A 16,783-nucleotide genomic window follows, 5' to 3' on the forward strand; every position below is an offset into this window, starting at 1 on the left:
TTTTAAACTGCTAATCATCTTACCTCCAACTAAATTTTCGATACCAAATCCAAACAAACATAAGATTGATACTAAGGGTATAGAGTAATAGATAAAAAAAACCTAGCCAAATAAAACAAGCGCCGAATGCAATCATAGATGGTAGCATAAACGCCGAAATTTTATCTCTCTTACTCTGAAATTCAGGAATTAAAAAATAGATGCCATAAATTAATAGGCTAATCACACCCCATACTATCACGCCTACATAAAGTATTTGAATTTCTCCCGTTTCATCACCTATAACAACTTTAGAAATCACATAAGGTAAAACAACGTTGAGCACTAACGAGATGAGGTAAAAATAAATTACTAATTTTTTCTGTTCTGAAACTGCCATTACAAAATACTTGAGCTCAAATTTAAATAATTTTATACATTCCTTTTTGTGAACAAATCGCTTATCTTTGAGTAAATTTCTATTCTCTTTTATGAACGATAATCTTATTCTCATTTTAGCTATTCTTATCTCTGCGGCTATTGGTGCTTATTTGGGCATGCTTTTTATAAAACTGAAAAGTAAAAGCGACCAGAGTACACTTGAAGAGCGCCAACACCAAATGACGTCTACAATAGAAGACTTAAAACAAAATGTATCCAAATTAGAGAACACGCGAGATGAGATTAGACGAGAAAAAGAATTTCTAAACACAGAGTTAGCTCGTAAAAATACAGAGTACGAAAATCTCCAGCAACAAAACTTAAAGCGTGACGAAGAAATAGAAGAACGTCAAGAACAGTTGCGCAAAGACTTTGAATTATTGGCCACGAAAATTCTAGATGAAAAATCTGAGAAGTTCACTCTTCAGAATAAAGAAAACATTAAAAATATATTGAATCCGTTACAGGAAAAAATTCAAGTATTTGAGAAAAAAGTTGAAGACACACAAAAAGAAAGCATTAGCATGCATTCGGCCTTAAAAGAACAACTTTTGGGTTTAAAAGATCTCAACCAACAAATGACAAAAGAGGCTACCAATCTCACTAAGGCTTTAAAAGGAGATAGTAAAATGCAAGGAAATTGGGGTGAATTGGTACTAGAGCGTGTCCTTGAAAAATCTGGTTTAGAAAAAGACCGAGAATATTTTGTACAGCAAAGTTTCACACTACCCGATGGCACAAGAGTACTTCCCGATGTGGTATTACATTTGCCAGACAACAAAAAAATGATAGTCGATAGTAAAGTATCGCTAACCGACTATGAACGTTATGTCAATGCCGATGATGACGATCGTAATTTTCATTTAAAAGCGCATATTAATTCTATAAAAAAACATGTAGATCAGTTATCTGACAAAAACTATCAGGATTTGTACGACATTGAATCACCAGATTTTGTATTGTTATTTATTCCTATAGAACCTGCCTTTGCTGTTGCCATCAATGAAGACAGTTCATTGTATAATAAGGCTTTTGAAAAAAACATTGTCATTGTAACTCCTTCAACATTGTTAGCAACGTTGCGAACCATAGATACGATGTGGAATAATGAAAAGCAACAACGAAATGCCATCGAAATTGCTAGGCAAGCTGGTGCGCTCTATGATAAATTTGAGGGCTTGGTAAAAGATTTGACTGGTGTAGGTAAAAAGATTGATGACGCCAAACGTGATTACTCATCTGCCATGAATAAATTGGTAGAAGGTCGTGGTAATCTTATTACGAGTGTAGAAAAACTCAAGAAAATGGGAGCCAAAGCGAAGAAATCGTTGCCTGAAACTATAATTAAGAGAGCGAAAAACAACGAATAAGAGCATCATGGCATACAAGACAGTAGACTCTTCTCGAATTAGTATTTCAGAATTAATGCAACCATCACATTCTAATTTTGGTGGTAAAATTCATGGTGGTTACATTTTAAATCTTATGGATCAAATTGCATTTGCATGTGCCTCCAAACATTCTGAAACCTATTGTGTAACGGCGTCGGTAGATACGGTTGATTTTTTAAGTCCAATAGAAATTGGTGAGCTCGTAACGATGAAAGCGTCTATTAATTATGTTGGTCGTACTTCAATGGTTGTTGGTATTCGCGTTGAAGCCGAAAACATTAGAACTGGTGAAGTAAAGCACTGCAACTCATCTTATTTCACAATGGTTGCTAAAGATGATCAAGGCAACATTGTAGAAGTTCCTGGTCTTATAGTAAATGACAAAACTGAAGTAAAACGTTTTTTAAAATCTATTAAACGCATCGAAACCAAACGTTCTAGACAAATAGAGTTTGATCGAGAAAACTTCTCACCTACCGATTATTTAGACGATTTAAAAAAGTACAAGGTTAAAGTAGAGCTTCCCGATAGCTATTAAAAGTGCACTCGCAATACAGCATTTGGAGTTAAGCCCAAAGAACTTTGCAAGGTTTCATTAACACCATCATTAATAATTCTGTAAAAATTATTTATTTGATTGTTTTTGTCTAGCACATTCCAAATGGAAATTCCTAAATCTGCTTTAGTATCCTTCCAAAGGTTTAAGTCATAAAGCGCAGAGATATCAATTCTTAAATAATCATTTAATTGACTCGAATTTGTTCCTTCAAAATTAATCGCATCATTTACAATTTCATTACCAGGTATTGGTCGTGTCGTCGGTTTACCAGAGTGCCAATTGAGTCCTGCAGACAACTTCAAACGTTCCATTGAATAAGCAGCTCCAAACGTAACAGAGTGACTGATGTCAAAATTATTTGGAAACGAATTTTCTGGAAGTCCATTAAAGGTATAATTACTATTCATATAGGTATAACTTAGCCAGGCAGTAAAATCTTTAATTTCTTTTCTTAAAATGAAATCTGCACCAAAAGCATCATAATTTCCGTTGGTTTTTACAAATTCATATTGATTTTGAAACCCTTGACTTTGCGTTGTAATCCCCTTCACATATTTGTAATATCCATCTGCACTAAGCAACCAACCTTTTTTAATATAACTCAAACCGAAAGACACCTGTTTACTTCTAATTACAGGAATATCTGCATCGTTTGATAATTGCCATCGTCGTTTTTCAATCCCTAAAAAGTCATTTTGAAAATTGATAATTTGTGATGTATTTTGATGTTTAAATTCTCCTAAAATCTCAAAATTAAAATGGCTTAAAAACTTATGATTAAAGGCTAATCTTGGTTCTAGAATATGCTTTTTAAACTTATCAATATAATTATATCTTAATCCGAAATTTAAGTTCGTTTTCTTATTGGAAGACCTATAATTTAGCTGAGAAAATAGACCATGAGTTCTTACAACTTCAGATACCAACGAACGAAAACGCGGATTATCAACATCATCAAGATTAGTGATTTCGGTTTCAACAAAATGGTAGCCATTGAACCATTGCAACTTATCGTTTATCTTATAATTAGCTTTAAGTTTTAGGCTTGTTTCAGACACCACGTTTTCTTGCTGAAATCGTTGAGCGTCAATAATATTGGCATTGATAGCCTTTAATTTATAATCGGTTTCATAAATTTCAAACGTTGTTTGCCAGATATCATTCCATGATCTTTTATATTGAATTCCCCCAGCAATGCTATTCTGTCTCAAACTACTCTGACGTGAGGTTTCGAATCCATCTAAGATTGAATTTTCGTTAAAGCTTAATTCGTTACTTGCGTTCAAAAAATTAAGCTGAAGTCGGTCTTTTTCAGAAATAGAATATAACCAACGAAAGGACATATCATAAAAATCGAACTCTTGGTCAGAATTTAAAATATCATTAGTATTCATTTCTACTTCGGTATCTTGAGCAATACGATCAAAGAAATTCGCATAGGTTGGCGTTTCAGTAAAATCGCTAATCGATTTACGTGCAGCAACCTGCAAAGATGACTTTTCATTGATGGGAATATCGGCGAAGCCATTGGTATCTATAAAATTAAGGCCTAAACTCCCCTTAAATTTATCATTAATTTTAGTGTTAGTTTCCATTGAAATCGTCCCTGATACACCATCGGTAAGTGCAGTTTCAGTACCATTCTTTAGGACACTAACTTGTTGAGTAATTTGAGGATTAAACATTGAAATTAACCCAAAAAAATGTCCCGATTGATACATTTTTATACCATCCCATAAAATGAGATTCTGATCATGTGTTCCTCCTCTTATATTAATATTCGATACAGTTTCATTGATACTTTGAATCCCTGGAAGTGCCTGTACTGCTTGCAAAACATCAGTATCTGTTAATCCTGGAAGAATATCAAACTCCGAAAAATTAATTTCGTAAGCCCCATCACTCAATCTATTAATCCCCTTAACAATATATTTGGAGACAATAACTTCAGAAAGTTGTTGTAGCTCAAATGGAGTTTCTTTAAGGCGAACTAAAATAAATGTGCCATCAAGATTTTGAAATGATAATTGGGTATTATGTTCCAAATAAGATAAGACTTCAGTCAAGCTAAGATCTCGTTTAGGAGGAATTACATTAATACCTTCTAGGCTATCTTCGGCATAATTAAATTGAACGTTATACTGCTGTTGTAAGCGTGTAAGGACTTCCGTTAACGGCAAAACTTCTCTAGTCTCTTGAGCACAAATTTCAAAAGAAAATATAAAAAAAAGAAAACATAAAAAATACAGCTTATTTTTTATTGCCATGAATTACAACGTCGTTTGATCCATTAATTTTAAAGGTTAGATCCATTGGTTCTGTAACAGATAAAAGGGCTTTCTCAATATCGTCATGCATAAATCCTCCTGTAAATAATCGTTCGGTATTTACATTATCAACTATAATTTTTATGTCATATTGTCGTTCCATTTCAGCAATAACGGCCTCAAAAGGCACCGCTTTAAATGTACTTCTGTTTTGGGTCCATTGCGGTTCTACAAACGTTGTTTTGCCCCAAGTATATACATCGTCTAATAAGCGATAAGTATCTCCTGCTAAAAGTTCTTTCGTTTTACCTGCTCTCGAAGTTACACGTACAATCCCTTCAAAGCATTGTACTTCAAAATAATTTTCTCTTTGCTTTACATTAAATTCGGTTCCTACAACTGTAACCGTAGCTTGAGATGTAATAACATCAAACGTTTTACCCTTTGCTACTTTAAAATAAGCTTCGCCACTAAGCGTTAATCGTCTATTATCCTCCCAATCTTTTTTATCATATAAAATAACTGAACCTGCATTTAATGTGACTTCAGATTGATCTGGTAATTCAATCGTAGTTTGTTCACTTGCCAGTGTTTCTATATGAGCAACCGTTTTATAGAATACACCATAATAGATCCCAATAGCAATAACAACCATACCAGCTATTCGTAGTATTTTGCTTCTCCAATTTGAAGTTTTACCTGCGGAATGTTGCGCCTCATAAGCCGATTTAAAATCTTCAAACGATTTAGGTTCTGAAAAGTCTGAAGCCTTAAATTTTTTAGCACCACCAATAATCGCTTGATATAATGCAAAATCTTCGTCCTGCTCGAACGCTTCTTTTTCGGCAGGTGTTAACTCATCATTTAACCATTTCTTGATGTGGTCTTCTGTATTCATAAATCGATTTACTACTTATATAACAACTTTAATTCTATTTCTCCTGATTATTTTATTTTAAAGCCTTCCAATTCTGTTTTTAATATTTTGAAAGCACTATAAATACGATACTCTACTACTTTTTTGGTCACACCCAAAAATTCGGCAATTTCACTATGCTTCTTCCCTTCTACTTTATTTAATAAGAAAGCAACACGTTGCTCTTCACTTAAACCCTCTAAAACTTCTTTATATCGCTGAAGAAATTGCTCTCCCTCTAAAATAAATTCTGGTGTTTCATTGGTGTGAGATTTAGGGGTATTCTTTTGATGGTTTAAAACTACTTTATGGTGTTTGATATCATTAAGCACCATATTATTAGCTACTGTAAATAAAAAAGACTTTGCTTTATTAAGTGTTACCTTTTTACAGTTATCCCAAAGTTTAATAAAAGCATCTTGCATTTTATCACTTGGGTTAAATTGCTCTCCATATTTATAATACAAGAAGTCATGTAAATCTTTTGAATACGTATTATACACATACTCAAAAATTCTGGCTTCGCATATGTTTTCATTTAGGTCTTGTGGCAAGGCTTTTTTGTTTTAGCATTTAAAGGTAAATAAATATTTACTTTAAAATTTCAGGAGTTTTAAAAGTTGAGTTGTTATATATTAAATTGCATTAAAATTATATAAATGCAAAATTATGAAAGCAACACTTAGATTCACATTAGTTTTTCTTTTTTCTTCAATGATGGTATTGACATCTTGTAGAAAAGAGGAGACAGAGTTTATAGAGACACCACCAGAAGACATATTACATGCAAATTCTGTAGTAGCCGATCTCATCCAAAGAACAGCATCTAATGACGGCTCTAACGATAATATTTTAGACTTTGCAAATTGTTTCAATATCAAACTGCCTATAGACGTTACTGTCAATTCTACAACTATTGAAATTAACAATGAAGATGACTACTATGAAGTAGAATCTATCTTTGATGATAACGACGATGATATTGATGAGTTAGATATTAACTTCCCAATTACTATTATTAATTCGGATTTCACTGAAATATCTATAAACTCGCTAAGCGAATTAAATGCCACTGCTATGAATTGTAATGGTGAGAATGTGGCCGACAACGATATTGAATGTCTGGATTTTGTTTATCCTTTTACGGTTTCAAAATTTAATACCCTCAATGAGTTAATATCTACGGAAATTTTAACGGGTGATAAAGAACTTTATGATTTTATCGATTCGCTAACTCCTGAAGACATTACAAGTATAAATTTTCCAATTTCAGTTGTACTATACGATGGTTCACAACTCGCTATTAATTCTTTAACAACCTTAGAATCTACAATTTCTAACGTTCAAAATTCGTGTGATGAAGACGACGATTTCGATTATAACGATGATGACTGTAACCATTGTACTCCAGAATTACTGGAAGAATTCCTTGTAGGTTGTGAAGATTGGTACGTCGATAGACTCAAAAAAGATGATGTTAATTACCACGATATATACGATGGTTATGATTTTAACTTTTTTGAAAATGGTACGATCACTGTGTATTGGAATGCAACATCAGCCAACGGAACTTGGCTTACAACAGGCACAGGGAATAATATATCTGTACTTATAAATATTCCAGCACTTCCTTTATGTAATAACAATTGGAGCTTGCAGGAAATTAATAATACCAGTTTAAGCAAAATCGACCTTAGATTAAGTAACGTAGATCGATTGCGCTATAGAAATACATGCAATTAGCATTCACAACATTCATTGAAAAAGAAAAATAAGGGATCCTATTTTTGAATTAGTTGTTTGTGTTCCAAATTGTATTAAACTGCTTTAGCTAAAATAAAGTTAGAGCAGTTTTAACCAAAACATTAACAACGATGCGAAAACGAATTATCATCCTTATTGTTCTAGCTATTGGCTTAATTATAGGCTATAACTATATCTATCAAGATCATCGAGATATAGAAAGTGAAAATGCTAAATACAAGATGACTACATCTGATATTGCTTTAAGTTTTTCAGAAAACATCTCAGAATCTGAAGCCAAGTATCTCAATACTACCATTGAAGTGGCTGGTAAAATTTCAGAAAGTGATAGTCACTCAATTACATTAGATGACAAAGTCTTTTGCCAGTTTACTAATGCCATTCAAAACACAATAAAACCAAACTCTCAGTTAAAAGTTAAAGGGAGGGTTATTGGTTATGACGACTTGCTGGAACAAGTTAAGTTAGACCAATGCATTATTGCAAATTAATACAATCACTAAATATAAATTACTATGAAAACAAATTACTTTTTTAAAACCATTCTAGCATTAGTTTTTACTATTGCACTAAATTCTAATATGAATGCTCAAATTAGAATCTTAAATGTCGATCCTGCTGGAGATACAGTTACTATTAAAAATTTTGGAGGAGCAACTGTAAATATTGCGTCATATAGACTATGCTCTTTATTCTCATATAAAACTTTATCTACCCAAACAACTGTTGTAGATGGTTCGTTAAATCTTGGTCCAGATGCAGAAGTAACAATCTTTGCTGAAAACTATTTGAGTTTAAGTACAACTGCGGCCGATTTAGGGCTTTACTTTCCTACGGGTAATTTCGGAACAGCATCAAGTATGGTAGACTTTATGCAATGGGGAGCAGGTGGCCAAGGTCGAGAAAATGTTGCTGTTGCAAAAGGTATTTGGACTGCAGGAACTTTTGTAAATGTGGCTCCTCCATATTCATTTACAGGAAGTGCTGTAGATACAGGAGTTACTTTCTGGGACACCTTATTAAGTGTTGATGATATTGAAACGACATCAAGTTTTACCGTTTACCCTAACCCTACGAATGCACTATTAAATATAGAAATTACATCGAGTGAAGCAGGCCTAACGTATCAAGTTTTTGATATTCTAGGAAAGCAAATCATTTCTAAAAATTTAGAGTCTGAACGCTTATCTCAAATTGACGTATCAAACTGGAATAGCGGCTTGTATCTCATTAAAATTTCTAATGGAGATAAAACCGAAACAAAGCGTTTCATTAAACAATAACAACATAAAGCCAAATCTTTATTAAAGGTTAAGGTTTGGCTTATTTTTTAATCTATTAACTATGAAAAAAATATTCATACTGGTAGCTCTTATCCCAATTTTAACGGTAGCTCAAGATGATTTACTAAATGAAATTGACACAGAAAGCACAGATAATCAATACGCTACAGCCGCATTTAAAGGTCTTAAAATCGTGAATTTTGAATCTACAAAGTTAGTTGCAAAAGACGAATTAACTTTTATAGTTTCACATCGGTTTGGTAGTATTGAAAACGGGTTTGATAGTTTTTTTGGGTTGGATGATGCAGTGACTAGATTGAATTTCGTATATGGCATTTCCGATGGTTTTAATATTGGTATTTCTAGAAGTTCTTTTCAAAAAATATATCAGGCTTCAGCTAAATATAGACTTGTAAGACAGCAGGACAACGGCTTTCCTTTTACCATCGTTGGGTTTAATGCTGTTTTAATTAATACAGCACTAGACAAAAACAATTTGCCAAAGTTAGAATTTATAGATCGCCTTGGCTATACAACACAAATAATTATATCTCGAAAGGTAAACACCAACTTTTCTTTTGAAATGGTGCCCACTTTTTTCCATGATAATTATGTACAGCAAAACAACCAAGATAATTCGCAATTTGCTCTGGGTTTAGGTGCACGTCATAAGCTCTCTAAGCGTTGGTCTATTAATGCAGATTATGGTTGGCACCTCAACAGAGCAGATAATTCTCCATTTAAAAACCCATTATCTATAGGTATTGATTTAGAAACAGGAGGACATGTATTTCAAATGCATTTCTCTAATGCACAAGCCATGAATACTAATGGTTTCTTGGGACAAGCTACTGGAGATTGGAGTGATGGTAACATCTATTTCGGGTTTAACCTAAGTCGCGTTTTTTAATTAAAATCTACAACATAAAATAACACCTTTAAACGAATTTTAGAATAATGAAAACTAAATACAATCTATATCTTATAAGCCTGCTACTACTATTTAATTGTAGTAACACCAGCGAAGAAGATTTAATAGACGCCACACCAATTTTAACACTGGTAACGTATGTGGACAATATAAAACCCATTATTGATAATAATTGTATTGGTTGTCATAGCAATCCTCCAATAAATGGTGCTCCAATTTCTTTAATTACTTATGACAATGTCAAAAATGCTGTTGAAAACAACGGTTTGATTGATAGAATTTCATCTACTGATCAAGGGTTTTTAATGCCATTTGGTGGGCCACGACTACCACAAAACTTAATAGACCTTGTTATACAGTGGGAAGCAGATGGTCTACTAGAAAACTAATTAAATTTAAAACAATGAAAACTATTCTATTTGCATTCATATTTATGAGCTTAAACGTAACAGCTCAAAACAAGTTTATCACTAAAACCGGAACAATTAATTTTGAAGCATCAGTAGCGTCTTTTGAGGAAGTTGCTGCAATAAACAACTCGGTCACAGCTATTATTAATGCCGAAAACGGAGAATTTGCAGCCCTAGCTTTAGTTAAGGGGTTTCGATTTAAAAATGCACTCATGGAAGAGCATTTTAATGAGAATTATGCGGAGTCTGACCAATTTCCGAAAGCAACATTTAAAGGAACCATAGAAGACTTTGACCTTAAAAAGGCACTAGCGACTTATACTATTAATGGAAGTCTTACATTTCATGGGCAAACAAAGACTCTAAAAGATATTGCAATTACTGTAAAGACAGAAGAAAATAAAATCATGATAAGCGGTGATTTTGTAGCTAGTGCTTCAGATTATAACATTGAAATCCCAAAACTTGTTAGTAATAAAATTGCAGAAGATGTAAAGGTTTCATTTCAGTTTGAGCTGCATAAAAAATAAAGACCATCCACATCTGGATGGTCTCTACAAACATTTTTTAGTTGGTTGACCTTTATTGTTTGATAAATCGTTTGGTTTGAGTTACATCATCACTGGTAACTCTAACAATATAAACACCAGTGTTCCATTTACTAACATCTATTGATAGTGCCTGAATACCGCTTATTTCTTTTTCAATAACTTTTTTTCCTAGAAGATCAAATACTTTGAGCGTTGCATTTTCAACACTTCCAGGGATTTCAATATTAAGGTGTAAGGATGCTGGATTAGGTGAAATTGAGAATTTTGAAACATCTCCAATATCATCGACACCAAGAAGTGTATCCCAAAAAGTTACACCAAAATCTGAAGTTCCGCCAGTAAATTCATAAGGTGCTGTAACATTAATAAATGTTCCTGCTGTCCAAAATCCATTGGTTACGGCTTGAGCTTCTCTACCAATACCTCCTGCTCCCCATTGCATAAAATCAATCATATTAGCAGCAACACCAAAATTTCCTGTAGGAAGATAAAGTCCTAAATCTGATGAGGCATCTGTAAGAACATTACCATTAGAAAAGGATACGGTCACTTCAACTTCTGCATCTGGTGCAAAATTCACAAGATCCCCGCTCAGTAGTGTCATACTGCTCAAAGCATTATAAGAAAACCTAGCACATAATCTATAGGCAGAAATATCTTCTGTGGTAGTTCCAAAGTTTTTAATTTTCACGCGTTCAGTAGAAGGATCTACCTCAACAATCCTAAATTGAGCATTTGATTTCTGAACAGAAAACCCAAAACAGAAAAGTGCAAATAATAGATAAAACGTGTATTTTTTTCTCATAATATTTCGGTTTTTAGATTTGAGTGCTATACAATTTAGTGAAATATTTTGATTGTTTTACAAAAATTAACAAAATTAAAAGCCCATCAATTTGAAATTGATGGGCTTTTATAAGTTTTATAATATGCCAATTATTGCTTTACAAAACGCTTGGTAATGGTTTGTTTATTGGTAGAAATTCTAACAAGATACACTCCTGTTTTCCAGTTAGATACATCTATTGATGATTCTATTGCGTTTAAGTTTTTAGCATGCACTTTTTTACCCAAAACATTGTAAACTGTGACATTTGCATTATCTAAAGCATTAGACAATTTGATATTCAATTTAGACGATGCAGGATTTGGAGAAATCTCAAAATCATTTTGAGTTTGTAATTCTTGAGTACTCAATGTTGTAGATGCTGTGATATTATCCAAGTTTATAGTTGATATAATAGTATCTGCACCTGTCCATGTAGGCGCTGCGCTACTCATAATTCGCATTGTACTTACAGCTTCAAGCGCATCTGCAATAGATACAGAACCAGAACCACCAACAGCAGTAAAATCAGAAGCAGAAATTGGAATTGTAATCGATTGCCATCCAGAGCCCGCAACTACATTAACTGCATTTGTTGTACAAATTCGTTTTCCTCCTGGTCCTTGGAACGCGACTCTTAAATTTAAATCTGTGGTTAATACCCTAACGTCCATTTTAATTGCTACTATACCTTCACTAGTAAAATTAGATGACCATTGATTCATAGCACTAAAGATGATCATTTTACTCCCAGCTCCACCTGATTCAGGCGGGGTTGACGTATAAGTCAAATAATTATCATCAATCCCATCTGGTCCACCACTAGGCTCGTTGGCAGGAGGAGACACGGCATCTCCAGGGCTTCCAATAATCCAATTTTGTGTTGTACCATCTTCAAAATCATCAACTTGCCCTGCCATAACTTGAGACAAAGCAATTGAAGATGTTAGCAGTAATGATAAAAAAAGTAGTTTTGTTTTCATAGTTTATCTTTTTCAGCACTTCAAATATAAAACAATTTATATTTAAACTAATAGGTATCAAAAATGAAGCCAATCATATAAAAACAAAAAAGCCACTAATTAAATTAATGGCTTTTGATATAAAATAAATGGTCTTTATTGCTTTACAAAACGTTTCATTTTTGAAGTGTTCTTGGTTGTAACCTTTATTACATATATACCAGTACTCCAGTTAGAAACGTCAATCACTGATGATAAAGAGTTTAATTTTTTAGAGAGCACTTTTTTCCCTAAAACATTATAAACCTCAATTTTAGTATCATCGGTATATGTTGGTAATTCTATCTTAAAGCTAGTCTTAGCAGGATTTGGTGAAATTTCGAAATTATTAACTTCCTGACTTTCTTCACTTAAAGTCAAAGATTGCATAGTAATTCCTCTATTTTCGGTGCCATGCCATTCTAAACTATAGCCTTCAAAACGAGCTCTTGCCCAAGCCAATTCTATAGACGTTGCCGAAGCTGAGAACACATAATCGTTATTATTACCTGTATTGGTTGCTCTTGTAGCGATTATTGTTCTTACTCCAGAATTTACGGTATTAGATGTTATAGACCAATCTCTTTCCCCTTCTAAATCTTCGGTAGGAATAATTCCGGTAGCGTCATCTCCAGGTGTTTGTCCATCAAACCCAAAATATCTATCTGTAAGTCTCGAGCCATCATAAATAACGACATCGTCTCCTGCAGTCATTCCTTGAACTCCAAACCCTAGACCTAACCATCTATTATCAGGTCCTATCATCGTTAAGGTAACAATAGTAGATGTTACATCAATTTGAACCGAATACTCTAAACCAGCTGTATTAGAAAGATTTACCAGGCCTGTTGAATACGTCTGGCTAAATCCAGAACTAAAACAAAATAGGGTAATTAAAGCAATTGTAATTTTTTTCATATTATTTTTCTTTTTTTATAAGCTTAATGATCGTATCATTCTGAGTCATCATTGCATAATCTTTTGCGTTCTTTCCTCTTTTATCCTTGAAATTTATATCGGCATCAGCATCCATCAGTAACTTTATTATTTTCTCATTACGAAAAATTATAGCATAATGCAGAGGTGTTGTTCCATTAGCATCAGCCGAATCTGGATTTGCTTTTAACTCAAGTAAGCGTTCAACAATTACAGGCCTGTTCTTATAAACAGCAGCCATTAATGGCGTACCATAATTACTGTTACCATCTATATCTTTTACTTTAGCGGCTAAAAACAAGGCAACGTCTTCATTTCCCTTATAGCAAGCTAGAGTTAATGGACAATATCCATTGCTATCAAAAGCGTTTATCGTATCAGCATTAATAGCCATCAAGGCTTTAACGTCTGTAATCGTTCCAGAACGAGCCACATCGAAAATATCACGTTGTGCCAATCCATGGAAAACAGAAAAAAACAAACAACTAATTAAACAAAGTGTTTTAACATTCAAAACAATAAATTTGAGAAATTCTAGGCTAAAATAGCAATTAAAAGCTGATTATTACAAGTCGTTTATCGAAAAAATAGTCTATTTGCTCAAATACATTTTACGTCTTGAGTATAAATTATAAAACTCATCATCCTTTAGACTATCAATAAACAGAATACTTTCGCCTGTACTTTTCATCTCTGGTCCTAATTTTTTATTCACATTAGGAAACTTATTGAATGAGAACACTGGTTGCTTAATGGCATATCCTTCAAGCCTTGGTTCAAACTTAAAATCGGTAACTTTCTTCTCTCCAAGCATTACTTTTGTCGCATAATTAACGTAAGGCTCTCCATAGGCTTTTGCAATAAAAGGAACAGTTCTCGATGCTCTAGGATTAGCTTCAATAATGTAAACCATATCATCTTTTACAGCAAACTGAATATTAATTAATCCAACGGTGTTAAGAGCTAAAGCAATCTTTTTGGTATGATCTTTTATTTGTTGCATTACAAATTCACCTAAATTAAAAGGTGGTAATGTTGCGTTACTATCTCCAGAGTGAATACCACATGGTTCTATATGCTCCATAATACCAATGATATATACATTCTCACCATCGCAAATGGCATCGGCTTCAGCTTCTATAGCGCCATCGAGATAGTGATCTAAAAGTAGTTTATTATCAGGCATTTTTCGAAGTAAATCGACAACGTGCTCTTCTAATTCTTTTCTATTAATTACTATTTTCATTCCTTGTCCACCAAGCACGTAAGATGGTCTTACTAAGATTGGGAAGTCTAATTTATCGGCAACAGCAAGTGCTTCATCTGCTGTTGATGCCGTATCAAATTCTGGATAAGGAATATTGTTCTCTTTAAGTAAAGTAGAAAAACTCCCTCTGTCTTCTGCTAAATCTAGAGACTGATAGGTTGTACCAATAATTTTAATACCATATCTATCTAGCTTTTCTGCCAATTTTAATGCGGTTTGACCACCTAATTGTACAATAACACCTTCTGGTTTTTCATGACGAATAATATCGTAAATGTGTTCCCAAAATACAGGTTCAAAATACAGTTTATCGGCAATGTCAAAATCTGTTGATACTGTTTCAGGATTACAATTAATCATGATGGTTTCATAACCACACTCTGCACTTGCCAACACACCATGAACGCAGCAATAATCGAACTCAATTCCTTGTCCGATTCGATTTGGACCAGATCCTAGAACGATAATTTTCTTTTTATCTGAAACGACGCTTTCATTTGCTGAAAACTTCTCACCATTAGCTGTTTCTACTTCATTTTCGAAGGTAGAATAATAATACGGTGTTTGCGCCTTAAATTCGGCTGCACACGTATCAACGAGTTTGTAAACACGATTTATTTTAAACGCATCTCTTTTGTTGTAGACTTGACTTTCAAGACATTTAAGCATATGAGCAATTTGTCTGTCTCCATAGCCTTTTTGCTTAGCTTCTAGTAACAAATCGCGTTCAATAGTATCAATAGTATAAGTTGAAATTTCTTTCTCCAAATGATAAAGTTCTTCGTATTGTTTTAAGAACCACATATCAATTTTAGTAATTTCATGAATTCTACTTAAAGGAATTCCCATTTGAATAGCATCATAAATAGCAAATACACGATCCCAACTTGCGTAGGTTAACTTATCAATAATTTGTTGATAATCTTTGTATCCTTTTCCATCTGCACCTAACCCATTCCGTTTAATTTCTAAAGATTGGGTTGCTTTATGTAAAGCCTCCTGAAACGAACGTCCTATAGCCATTACTTCTCCAACAGCCTTCATTTGAAGACCTAGTTGTCTATCTGAACCTTCAAACTTATCAAAGTTCCAACGTGGAATCTTAACCACCACATAATCTAATGTTGGTTCAAATAATGCCGAAGTTGATCCTGTTATTTGATTACTTAATTCATCTAATGTATAACCAATGGCTAGTTTTGCTGCAATTTTTGCGATTGGATATCCTGTGGCCTTACTTGCTAATGCCGAAGAACGCGATACTCGAGGATTGATTTCAATAGCAATAATCTCTTCATTTTCATCTGGGCTTACAGCAAACTGCACATTACAACCACCAGCGAAATCACCAATACTGCGCATCATATGAATTGCCATATCACGCATTTTTTGGAATGTTTTATCAGAAAGTGTCATTGCTGGAGCAACAGTAATTGAATCTCCAGTATGAATCCCCATAGGATCCATATTTTCAATGGTACAAATAATAACTACATTATCATTTTTATCTCTTAGAAGCTCTAACTCATACTCTTTCCAACCAATTAATGCCTTGTCAATCATAACTTCATGAATTGGCGATACTTCTAATCCGCGGGTTAGTAGTTTATCAAAGTCTTCTTCTTTATATACGAATGAAGCGCCTGCTCCACCTAAGGTATAAGATGCTCTAATTACAAGAGGGAAACCAAAGTCTTGGGCAATTTCTTTACCTTTTAAATAAGAATTAGCTGTTGCTTGCGGCGCCATACCAATACCTATTTTTAGCATAAGTTCTCTAAACTGTTCTCTATCTTCGGTAATATTAATTGCATCAATATCAACACCTATAATATCGACATCAAAATCTGACCATATTCCCTTTTCATCTGCTTCAATACAAAGATTTAAGGCTGTTTGCCCGCCCATTGTTGGTAATACAGCATCAATTTGCGGATGTTCTTTTAATACTTTTACAATAGATTTTGTAGTTAAAGGCAACAGATAAACATGGTCGGCCATGGTTGGATCTGTCATAATTGTTGCTGGATTGGAATTGATAAGTATGGTTTCAATTCCATCTTCACGTAGTGAGCGTAAAGCTTGTGTTCCTGAATAATCAAATTCACACGCTTGACCAATAATTATAGGACCTGAACCTATAATTAGAATAGACTTTAATTTTTCGTTCTTTGGCATTTTTGGTTTTTTAAGTGTTCAAAAATAGGTAACATATAGGTACAAAAAAAGGTGTCACACCTAAGTAACACCCTTAAAATATT

At 33.6% G+C, this 16,783-nt stretch carries 17 protein-coding genes; 8 read left to right on the forward strand and 9 right to left on the reverse strand.

Going from position 1 to position 16,783, the window contains the following annotated elements; all coding sequences use genetic code 11:
• Nucleotides 1–19: 19 nt before the first annotated feature.
• Nucleotides 20–379: a hypothetical protein gene (locus Q0893_RS12470; RefSeq protein WP_298903389.1), complete on the reverse strand. Its 360-nt coding sequence runs from the start codon at nt 377–379 to the stop codon at nt 20–22.
• 91 nt (nt 380–470) lie between these two features.
• Between Q0893_RS12470 and rmuC the strand changes: the two genes are divergently transcribed.
• Together rmuC and Q0893_RS12480 are read left to right on the forward strand one after the other, a co-directional pair.
• Nucleotides 471–1,790: a DNA recombination protein RmuC gene (gene rmuC, locus Q0893_RS12475; protein ID WP_298903503.1), complete on the forward strand. Its 1,320-nt coding sequence runs from the start codon at nt 471–473 to the stop codon at nt 1,788–1,790.
• Nucleotides 1,791–1,797: 7 nt separating this feature from the next.
• A complete protein-coding gene (locus Q0893_RS12480) occupies nt 1,798–2,349 on the forward strand; it encodes an acyl-CoA thioesterase (protein WP_298903387.1) in 552 nt (183 codons plus the stop codon).
• On the opposite strand, the gene Q0893_RS12485 is transcribed toward Q0893_RS12480, so the two are convergent.
• From Q0893_RS12485 to Q0893_RS12495, 3 genes are read right to left on the reverse strand one after another with little or no spacing between them, the layout of a single operon-like run.
• Nucleotides 2,346–4,637, reverse strand: coding sequence for a TonB-dependent siderophore receptor (locus tag Q0893_RS12485; RefSeq protein ID WP_299276080.1), 2,292 nt, complete (start codon nt 4,635–4,637; stop codon nt 2,346–2,348). The genes Q0893_RS12480 and Q0893_RS12485 overlap by 4 nt on opposite strands.
• Nucleotides 4,621–5,535, reverse strand: coding sequence for a FecR family protein (locus Q0893_RS12490; protein WP_299276083.1), 915 nt, complete (start codon nt 5,533–5,535; stop codon nt 4,621–4,623). Before Q0893_RS12490 ends, Q0893_RS12485 begins: the two co-directional genes overlap by 17 nt.
• Before the next feature lie 47 nt (nt 5,536–5,582).
• A complete protein-coding gene (locus Q0893_RS12495; RefSeq protein WP_298903384.1) occupies nt 5,583–6,107 on the reverse strand; it encodes a sigma-70 family RNA polymerase sigma factor in 525 nt (174 codons plus the stop codon).
• A gap of 115 nt (nt 6,108–6,222) precedes the next feature.
• On the opposite strand from Q0893_RS12495, the gene Q0893_RS12500 reads away from it, so the two are divergent.
• The 6 genes from Q0893_RS12500 (at nt 6,223) to Q0893_RS12525 (ending at nt 10,471) form a co-directional block, all read left to right on the forward strand.
• Nucleotides 6,223–7,296 (forward strand): hypothetical protein, encoded by a 1,074-nt coding sequence (locus Q0893_RS12500; RefSeq protein ID WP_299276086.1) that lies wholly within the window; start codon nt 6,223–6,225, stop codon nt 7,294–7,296.
• Between the two features lie 131 nt (nt 7,297–7,427).
• On the forward strand, nt 7,428–7,808 hold the full coding sequence (locus Q0893_RS12505) for a hypothetical protein (RefSeq protein ID WP_299276089.1): 381 nt from the start codon (nt 7,428–7,430) through the stop codon (nt 7,806–7,808).
• Nucleotides 7,809–7,832: 24 nt separating this feature from the next.
• Nucleotides 7,833–8,600, forward strand: coding sequence for a T9SS type A sorting domain-containing protein (locus Q0893_RS12510; RefSeq protein WP_299276092.1), 768 nt, complete (start codon nt 7,833–7,835; stop codon nt 8,598–8,600).
• Nucleotides 8,601–8,661: 61 nt separating this feature from the next.
• Entirely contained in the window at nt 8,662–9,510 is an 849-nt protein-coding gene (locus Q0893_RS12515; protein WP_298903380.1) for a DUF5777 family beta-barrel protein, read from the forward strand.
• A 47-nt stretch (nt 9,511–9,557) separates the two neighbouring features.
• Nucleotides 9,558–9,920, forward strand: coding sequence for a hypothetical protein (locus tag Q0893_RS12520; protein WP_298903379.1), 363 nt, complete (start codon nt 9,558–9,560; stop codon nt 9,918–9,920).
• 14 nt (nt 9,921–9,934) lie between these two features.
• Nucleotides 9,935–10,471 (forward strand): YceI family protein, encoded by a 537-nt coding sequence (locus tag Q0893_RS12525; RefSeq protein ID WP_299276096.1) that lies wholly within the window; start codon nt 9,935–9,937, stop codon nt 10,469–10,471.
• A gap of 52 nt (nt 10,472–10,523) precedes the next feature.
• Here the strand turns inward: Q0893_RS12525 and Q0893_RS12530 are convergent, their stop codons facing one another.
• The 5 genes from Q0893_RS12530 to carB all read right to left on the reverse strand — a co-directional run bounded on the left by Q0893_RS12530 (nt 10,524) and on the right by carB (nt 16,700).
• Nucleotides 10,524–11,297 (reverse strand): T9SS type A sorting domain-containing protein, encoded by a 774-nt coding sequence (locus Q0893_RS12530; RefSeq protein ID WP_298903377.1) that lies wholly within the window; start codon nt 11,295–11,297, stop codon nt 10,524–10,526.
• Between the two features lie 131 nt (nt 11,298–11,428).
• Entirely contained in the window at nt 11,429–12,301 is an 873-nt protein-coding gene (locus tag Q0893_RS12535) for a T9SS type A sorting domain-containing protein (RefSeq protein WP_298903376.1), read from the reverse strand.
• A gap of 135 nt (nt 12,302–12,436) precedes the next feature.
• Complete coding sequence (locus Q0893_RS12540) at nt 12,437–13,237, reverse strand: T9SS type A sorting domain-containing protein (RefSeq protein WP_298903374.1); 801 nt, start codon at nt 13,235–13,237, stop codon at nt 12,437–12,439.
• A gap of 1 nt (nt 13,238) precedes the next feature.
• Nucleotides 13,239–13,736, reverse strand: coding sequence for an ankyrin repeat domain-containing protein (locus Q0893_RS12545; RefSeq protein ID WP_298903372.1), 498 nt, complete (start codon nt 13,734–13,736; stop codon nt 13,239–13,241).
• A gap of 111 nt (nt 13,737–13,847) precedes the next feature.
• Complete coding sequence (gene carB, locus Q0893_RS12550; protein WP_299276103.1) at nt 13,848–16,700, reverse strand: carbamoyl-phosphate synthase large subunit; 2,853 nt, start codon at nt 16,698–16,700, stop codon at nt 13,848–13,850.
• Nucleotides 16,701–16,783: the final 83 nt, after the last annotated feature.

The organism is uncultured Psychroserpens sp. (assembly GCF_947494225.1).
Classification (GTDB): Bacteria; Bacteroidota; Bacteroidia; order Flavobacteriales; family Flavobacteriaceae; genus Psychroserpens.

Bases quoted from the DNA above. Each gene is read 5' to 3' on its own strand.
- Q0893_RS12535 (WP_298903376.1), bottom strand. From the start codon at position 12,301: ATGAAAACAAAACTACTTTTTTTATCATTACTGCTAACATCTTCAATT.
- Q0893_RS12530 (WP_298903377.1), bottom strand. From the start codon at position 11,297: ATGAGAAAAAAATACACGTTTTATCTATTATTTGCACTTTTCTGTTTT.
- Q0893_RS12485 (WP_299276080.1), bottom strand. From the start codon at position 4,637: ATGGCAATAAAAAATAAGCTGTATTTTTTATGTTTTCTTTTTTTTATA.
- Q0893_RS12525 (WP_299276096.1), top strand. From the start codon at position 9,935: ATGAAAACTATTCTATTTGCATTCATATTTATGAGCTTAAACGTAACA.
- Q0893_RS12505 (WP_299276089.1), top strand. From the start codon at position 7,428: ATGCGAAAACGAATTATCATCCTTATTGTTCTAGCTATTGGCTTAATT.
- Q0893_RS12480 (WP_298903387.1), top strand. From the start codon at position 1,798: ATGGCATACAAGACAGTAGACTCTTCTCGAATTAGTATTTCAGAATTA.
- Q0893_RS12470 (WP_298903389.1), bottom strand. From the start codon at position 379: ATGGCAGTTTCAGAACAGAAAAAATTAGTAATTTATTTTTACCTCATC.
- Q0893_RS12520 (WP_298903379.1), top strand. From the start codon at position 9,558: ATGAAAACTAAATACAATCTATATCTTATAAGCCTGCTACTACTATTT.
- Q0893_RS12490 (WP_299276083.1), bottom strand. From the start codon at position 5,535: ATGAATACAGAAGACCACATCAAGAAATGGTTAAATGATGAGTTAACA.
- carB (WP_299276103.1), bottom strand. From the start codon at position 16,700: ATGCCAAAGAACGAAAAATTAAAGTCTATTCTAATTATAGGTTCAGGT.
- Q0893_RS12515 (WP_298903380.1), top strand. From the start codon at position 8,662: ATGAAAAAAATATTCATACTGGTAGCTCTTATCCCAATTTTAACGGTA.
- Q0893_RS12540 (WP_298903374.1), bottom strand. From the start codon at position 13,237: ATGAAAAAAATTACAATTGCTTTAATTACCCTATTTTGTTTTAGTTCT.
- Q0893_RS12500 (WP_299276086.1), top strand. From the start codon at position 6,223: ATGAAAGCAACACTTAGATTCACATTAGTTTTTCTTTTTTCTTCAATG.
- Q0893_RS12510 (WP_299276092.1), top strand. From the start codon at position 7,833: ATGAAAACAAATTACTTTTTTAAAACCATTCTAGCATTAGTTTTTACT.
- rmuC (WP_298903503.1), top strand. From the start codon at position 471: ATGAACGATAATCTTATTCTCATTTTAGCTATTCTTATCTCTGCGGCT.